This window comes from uncultured Succinivibrio sp. (assembly GCF_902756765.1).
GTDB lineage: Bacteria > Pseudomonadota > Gammaproteobacteria > Enterobacterales > Succinivibrionaceae > Succinivibrio.
Genome location: NZ_CACVSS010000175.1, coordinates 1 through 2,511, shown reverse-complemented (window position 1 = coordinate 2,511; position 2,511 = coordinate 1). Strand labels below are relative to the sequence as shown.

Sequence of the window (2,511 nt, the reverse complement as noted above, 5' to 3'; positions counted from 1 at the left end):
AAATGGTACATGCCCCAGTCTGAGCTCCTATCTGGTCAAAGTAATTACAGAATGCGGACATATCTGCAGCACTGTTTTCATCACCAGTGATAACCTTGTAGATTGGGTCGATTACTATGGCCTTGATACCCTTTACCATAGAAGCCTGATTGATAATGTGCTTGCTGAGCTTATCAAGTGGCAGTGCATGACCTCTCAGGTTCCAAGTAATGATATTGTTGATGTTTGGATTTTCTGCGGGGTCTGTTGAATATCCCAGAGCCTCATAAATCTTTTTAAAACGCTGATTTGCGGAAGGAGCATCAATCTCAAGATTTACATACAGCACCTTACACTGTTTGCACTGGAATCTGCCCAGCCATTTACCACCTTCAGCCATAGCCACGCACAACTCCATGAGCGCGAAACTCTTACCTGCCTTTGAAGGACCTGCAATAATCATCTTATGCCCCTCTCTCAGAACCTCCTCAATCAGTGGTTCTGGAAGAGGATCAGGATTCTGAAATTTCTCAGCCAGTGAAGTTATTGGAGGAAGTTTCTCTTCAGGAATTTCCTCAATGGAATTTCGCCACACTGACCATGTCTGTGCACCGATATTTGTAGCTAACAGCTTCTGTGTATTATTGTTACGAGTTGCACCTGGTAATCTCGACAGCCTCATAACATTCTTGTTCTGAGTATCAACACTGAAGCCGTGATTCTCTAGGAAGTTGTATAAGAAAGATACTCTCTGAGCGTATTCATTCTCATTCTGGGCATCAATCTTGACGATAGCATGAAGTGATTTTGTACCACTGAAGACTAATGCTGCAATTGGCAGATTCCATTCAACATAAGCCTTGTACTGAGCTTCAATTGATACCTCATCAGACTCAATCAGAGTAAAACGGTAAGCTGTAGCATTTACATCACGAACACCCTGACCGTCACAAGGATTAAATCTGATCCATGCACCTTCTTCCTGATTCCAGTCTCCTGTGGTTGCCCCCAAGTCATCAGGATATTTCTCAAGAGACTTGATTAACTTATCTGCAGTTCTGGAGTAATCACCTCTATTGGCAGGAGTCCACTTACCGTCTTCTCGCTGAAACGATTCTGTAACAATACCCACATGCTCATCAGGCTTAAACAGTGTTTCAAGATAAACTTTAAGCTGCTGAGCACCTGTCAAACCGCTGTAATCGTCCGGCAAAGTAGTTTTAGCCTCATCTTTCTTCTGTGGCATATATGGTTCATCTGCTTCGATGAAATCATCAAATCCGATTTCATGCCCTTTATACTCAGAAGGAATCCAGCCTCGCTCTCTTGCCATCTTGAACACGCTCTTTTCTGTTACAACTGAACCGTTATTCTTAAAGGTTCTCCATTTGTTTGCACAGTCTCTTGGACGGTAACGGCTATCATTCTTAGACCACTCATCCCATAAATCACAGCTGCAGCCTGCCTGATGAAGTGCCATTCCAACTTCTACCCACTGCTCGTAGTTCAGACTTTTCGGATCAATGGAATAAAGGGCCTCTTTTAGATCATTCATTTTCTTTTACCTCTGTCTGTCTGGGTAATACTGACTTGGGACAATCTCAAATGGGACCATCCACCTGTTTTCTGATATTCTGGTGATCATGTCCCCTGCTTCCTGCTTGGTCCATGTTCCGACTTCATTAAATCCGTAACGCTCCAGAAGACGTATCTGCTTTGCCGTGCTTACACCTTCATTGGCACGTCTCATCAGTACGTCAATAAGTCTTGTAGCTTTCCCTCTGGTATCAATGTCATCAGGATTGATGTTGAACTTCTCCAGAAGAGCAAGCTGTTTTGGTGAAGGCTTTTCAAATTCCCACTTTGCTTCAGGTTCATAATCATCAAGATTTTCATTGATAGAGAATACAAACTGCAGAGGATCAACAAGCTTTGCCTTCTTACGTCTCTGTGCCTGCAGTTCTTTGGCAAGTGCTTCCTTACGCTCCTGAATAATGTCTTTTTCTGCCTGCTCTTCAGCATCCAGAATGTCAACACTCTCATCATCCAGTAATGCAGCATTCTCAACCATCTCATCAATCTTCTTTGCATGAGCTTCATCCTTTGCCACAATACAGCTAGGACGGCATAAAGACAGCTTTTGTGTCATCCACAGAAAATCAAGAAGAAGTAATTCTTTCTTGCCTGGATAAAGTCTCATGCCACGACCGACAATCTGTACGTAAAGAGCACGTGATTTTGTTGGTCTGAGATTTACGATGCAGTCAACGGCAGGACAGTCCCATCCTTCTGTTAACAGCATTGAATTGCAGATTACGTTGTACTTTCCGCTTTCAAAATCAGCGAGTATCTCCTTTCTGTCAGCGCTCTCTCCGTTTACTTCTGTAGCTCTGAAACCTTTTGAGTTCAGAAGCTCACAGAACTGCTGAGAAATTGCTACCAATGGAAGAAATACCACTGTTCTGCGGTTCATACACACTTTCACCATTTCATCAGCAATCTGCTCAAGATATGGTTCCAGTGCATTTCCCA

General features: G+C 43.2%; 2 protein-coding genes. Both read right to left on the bottom strand.

Going from position 1 to position 2,511, the window contains the following annotated elements; genetic code table 11:
- On the bottom strand, nt 1–1,534 hold a 1,534-nt coding region (locus tag QZU45_RS12105; RefSeq protein ID WP_295355650.1), incomplete at its 3' end, for an AAA family ATPase.
- 6 nt (nt 1,535–1,540) lie between these two features.
- Nucleotides 1,541–2,511, bottom strand: a 971-nt coding sequence (locus QZU45_RS12100; protein ID WP_295355648.1) for a helicase-related protein, incomplete at its 5' end; no start/stop codon positions are given.